Source organism: Schnuerera sp. (assembly GCF_035459645.1).
Taxonomy (GTDB): Bacteria; Bacillota; Clostridia; order Tissierellales; family Tepidimicrobiaceae; genus Schnuerera.
In genome coordinates this window covers 1-3,420 of sequence record NZ_DATHXO010000083.1, presented here as the reverse complement: position 1 = coordinate 3,420, position 3,420 = coordinate 1, and the positions used below count along the sequence as shown (strand labels likewise).

5 protein-coding genes are annotated in these 3,420 nt (G+C 30.2%); 1 reads left to right on the top strand and 4 read right to left on the bottom strand.

Translation table 11 applies throughout. The annotated features are described in order from the left end of the window. Both typA and VK998_RS02080 read right to left on the bottom strand, forming a co-directional pair. On the bottom strand, window positions 1–1,622 hold a 1,622-nt coding region (gene typA, locus VK998_RS02085), incomplete at its 3' end, for a translational GTPase TypA (protein WP_325224943.1). 141 nt (window positions 1,623–1,763) lie between these two features. After that, window positions 1,764–2,153 (bottom strand): ATP-binding protein, encoded by a 390-nt coding sequence (locus tag VK998_RS02080; RefSeq protein ID WP_325224940.1) that lies wholly within the window; start codon window positions 2,151–2,153, stop codon window positions 1,764–1,766. Between the two features lie 201 nt (window positions 2,154–2,354). Here VK998_RS02080 and rd point away from each other — a divergent pair, with 201 nt between their 5' ends. After that, entirely contained in the window at window positions 2,355–2,516 is a 162-nt protein-coding gene (gene rd / locus VK998_RS02075; RefSeq protein ID WP_325224939.1) for a rubredoxin, read from the top strand. A gap of 17 nt (window positions 2,517–2,533) precedes the next feature. Here the strand turns inward: rd and yihA are convergent, their stop codons facing one another. Then, window positions 2,534–3,142: a ribosome biogenesis GTP-binding protein YihA/YsxC gene (gene yihA / locus VK998_RS02070; protein WP_325224935.1), complete on the bottom strand. Its 609-nt coding sequence runs from the start codon at window positions 3,140–3,142 to the stop codon at window positions 2,534–2,536. Continuing rightward, window positions 3,129–3,420: S16 family serine protease (locus VK998_RS02065; RefSeq protein ID WP_325224933.1), on the bottom strand; the 292-nt coding region annotated here is incomplete at its 5' end. The genes VK998_RS02065 and yihA, both read right to left, overlap by 14 nt.

The following is a 3,420-nucleotide window of genomic DNA, read 5'->3' as shown; positions in this document are numbered from 1 at the left end:
ATATTAACTTCTATATCCATTCCCTTAGGGTTTGAACCTATAACCATTCCTTCATAAACTTTAGTTCCTGGGTCAATAAAAAGAGTTCCTCTATCCTGTGCTGAATATAACCCATAAGCAGTTGCTTCTCCCGTTTCAAAGGAAATTAATGAACCTTCGTTCCTCGTTGGTATATCACCTTTATAGGGCCCATAGCTATCAAATACTGAATTAAGAATGCCATTGCCTTTAGTATCTGTCATAAATTCTCCTCTATATCCAATTAATCCTCTTGCTGGAATAGAAAATATTAACCTTGCATATCCTCCATTGGCTTCTGACATGCTAATTAATTCCCCTTTTCTCATTCCTAACTTTTCTATTACTGATCCAATATATGCTTCAATTACATCAATAGTTACCGTTTCCATAGGTTCTAGTCTTTTGCCATCTTCATATTTATATAGTACCTCTGGTTTTGAAATTTGAAATTCATAACCTTCCCTTCTCATATTTTCTATAAGAACTGATAAATGTAACTCTCCTCTACCTGATACCTTAAATGCATCTGTAGATTCTGTTTCTTCTACCCTAAGGCTTACATCTGTCTGTAATGCTTTAAATAGTCTATTCCTTATTTGTCTTGATGTTACATATTTCCCCTCTTTTCCTGCAAAAGGACTATTGTTTACTGAAAAGGTCATAGCAATAGTTGGTTCAGAAATTTTTACAAAAGGTAGGGGAGCTGGGTTATCAATATCACATATGGTATCTCCTATGTGGATTCCCTCTACTCCTGTAACAGCAATTATACTTCCTACTTTTGATTCTTCTACTTCTACCCTATTTAATCCTTCAAATTCATAAATATTTGTTATCTTTACTTTTTTTACTTCGTCTTTTCTATCTTGATTGACGATTAAAACCTCTTCGTTTGTATTTACTTGTCCTCTTTCTATTTTGCCAATGCCAATTCTACCTACATAATCGTTGTAATCTATAGTAGATATTAATACTTGTAATGGTTTGTCTATAGTTCCTTTTGGCGCAGGAATGTATTCAATTATTGTTTCAAATAAGTCTTCCATATTGTCCTTTTTTTCTTTCAAATCTATGGTAGCAGTTCCTTCTTTTGCTGAAGTATATACAAATGGTGTGTCAAGGTATTCTTCACTAGCTCCAAGTTCAATAAATAAGTCTAACACTTCATCAATAACTTCTTCCGGCCTTGCCTCTGGTCTATCTATCTTATTTATACATACAACTGCTGGTAAATCTAACTCAAAGGCTTTCTTTAACACAAATTTGGTCTGAGGCATAGGGCCTTCAAAAGCATCTACTAATAATACAACTCCATTTACCATCTTAAGAACCCGTTCTACTTCCCCACCAAAATCAGCATGGCCTGGAGTATCTACTATATTTATCTTAATATCATTATAATGAATAGCAGTATTTTTGGATAATATAGTGATACCTCTTTCTCTTTCAATTTCATTGGAATCCATAACTCTATCTTCTACTATTTGATTTTTTCTAAATATTCCACTTTGTTTCAACATACTATCTACTAGTGTAGTCTTTCCGTGATCTACATGAGCAATAATAGCTATATTTCTAAGATCATCTCTTGTAATTTGCATGAAAAAATATCACTTCCTATTTTTTGTTTTAATTAATGGTTTACCAAACTTAATTTTAACATAATTTGTTTTAAAATGATAGTAAATTATTATAGCAGGGAAAATCCCTGCTATACTTATCTTATATTCATCTATACCTTTTTATTCAATATATTTGACGGCTACTATTCTATTATTATCAATATATACTTCATCTGATAATCCATCCACAATTACTAACCCTCTACCACAACATTTTAAATCCGATGGGTTATAAGCGTCAATATCAAAATCTATTCCTTCTCCTTCATCGCTTACTTCAATCCTGATGGTGTCCCCCACAATTTCTAAAAAAAGCTTCACATATTTATTATCATTACATTGATTCCCATGGATAACACTATTTATAATAAGTTCATTTAATATTAGTTTCAAATCAAAAATTAGGTTCTTATCTTGAATAGTGTTTTCAAGTTTATCTAATATCTTTTTTATAAATATTTTAATTTCATCTAAATCGCTACGTACAGATCCTTTAAATATAAAAGACATTTCCATCACGCCCATCTAACAAATGTTATATATTGTATTACTAGCTATTATTAGTTTACCCATAATTTTTTACTTTAATCTATTGTACAATTCAATTATTCTTTGATATAATTTCTTATATAATATTTTATTAAATATAGTTTAAAATTGTATATAAGTGGGTATTATTTCATTGATTACATATTGAAAGGAGAATATATAATGGACAGATATGTTTGTGAACCATGTGGATACGTTTATGATCCAGCTGAAGGTGACCCAGATAACGGAGTAGAGCCTGGTACACCTTTTGAAAACTTACCAGAAGACTGGGTATGCCCAGTTTGTGGTGCTACGCAAGATATGTTTGTAAAGGAAGAATAATTATTTAGAGCAGCTATCTATTTAGATTGCTGCTCTTTATTCTTCATAAGTATATCTTTAAATACACTCCATACCTTATCTTTATTTATTTTTTTAGATGAAGAATAAGGTATTATTAAATTAGGATCCTGTATTTCCAACTTGTTTTTAATAATTTTTAAATTTCCTTGATATTTACCTTTTGAAATTTTATCTGCTTTAGTTGCAATAATTATTCCTGTAAAATTAAAAGTTTTTATCCAGTTATACATGATCAAATCCTGTTCTGTAGGTTCATGTCTTATATCCACTAGCTGGATTATTTCAACTAAATTTTTTCTTGTATTTAAATACTCTTCAATTATATATCCCCATTTATCCTTTTCCTTTTTAGAAACTTGAGCATATCCATAACCAGGCAAATCTACAAATCTAAATTCTTCATTTATATTATAAAAATTTATGGTTCTCGTTTTCCCAGGTTTACCACTAGTTCTAGCTAAATTTGTCCTATTTAACATAGAATTTATGAAAGAGGATTTCCCTACATTTGATCTACCAGCAAAGGCTATTTCTGGTAAGTTTGCATTAGGATATTGTTTTTGATTAACTGCAATTTTTTCCAATTGAGCATTAATTATCTTCATTTCTATTATCCTCTTCTATTAATACATGTTCTATAACCTGTTCCATATTTTTTACTAATACAAAATCCATCTTTTTTCTAATCTTTTCTGGTATCTCTTCTAAATCTTTATTATTTTCAAAAGGGACTAAAATCTTTTTTATACCTATTCTATTTGCTGCTAATGCTTTTTCTTTAATGCCACCTACGGGTAAAACTCGACCTCGTAATGTAATTTCTCCAGTCATTGCAATATTATTATTAACCGGCCTATTAGTTAAAGCTGAAATTGCAGCAGTT